At 44.1% G+C, this 746-nt stretch carries 1 pseudogene; it reads right to left on the bottom strand.

The features are described 5' to 3' along the window. A pseudogene (locus R7Z47_RS24695) lies at nt 1-600 on the bottom strand (mechanosensitive ion channel protein MscS); the annotation flags it as partial. Between the last annotated feature and the right edge of the window lie 146 nt (nt 601-746).

The following is a 746-nucleotide window of genomic DNA, read 5'->3' as shown; positions in this document are numbered from 1 at the left end:
ACGCAGATACGCCATCGATGCCGATAGCAAACGCATGCGTTTATCTAACTTATCTTGCAATTCCGCTTCTGCACGTTCATTTTGAACGCCTAATTGCTTGAGCCATGCCAAATTCTGCCAGCTCGAATCAAAGCTCACATCCAAGTAATGTTGAAGCTCGCGGTAGTCGTTAATAAGCGCGAGCTTTTCTTCGTCTTTCGCTTTGTTTAACTCTTCAATGACTTCTTTGGTTTTGGTCGTCAGATAATCGGTCGCGTCTTTTGAGTACTTTTCTTGCGTTTTGACGAGCTTAATCAGCTTGTCACGAGGGATGGACTCACGCTCAATCGCGGATGCTAATTGATTTCTCAACTCTTCATTTTTTTGGAAAAGTTGTAGCTGAAGCGCATCGCGCTCGTCACCGGCCGTTTGCGATAGGCTTTGCGATAAATCGACAATGTCGATGTTCAAGCTATCTATAGAAGCTTCTGCTTCAGAGATAATAGGAGGCTCTGTGCTTTCTGTGGCTTGCACAAAAATAGGGGTCATCATCGCGATGAATAAAGCGAATATCGCTACCCAAGGTGTCTGGCGATTTTTCAGGGGGAAATGAAACGTCATTTTTACCTCGTAGGAAACGAATCCCGATCGGAGCGATCAAGAATCGGAATGTAAAGCCTTGAAATGATATGCCCTAAGTTTACATCACTAAATTGCAAACCGAGCGGCATTTAGTTAATTAAGCGTCAGAGTTCAACAATGACCGT

Origin of the sequence: Vibrio sp. 1641 (assembly GCF_033339995.1) — a bacterium.
In the GTDB taxonomy this organism is placed as follows: domain Bacteria; phylum Pseudomonadota; class Gammaproteobacteria; order Enterobacterales; family Vibrionaceae; genus Vibrio; species Vibrio alginolyticus.
Note: the sequence above shows the minus strand (reverse complement) of the source record. Positions and strands in the feature narration are given on the sequence as shown.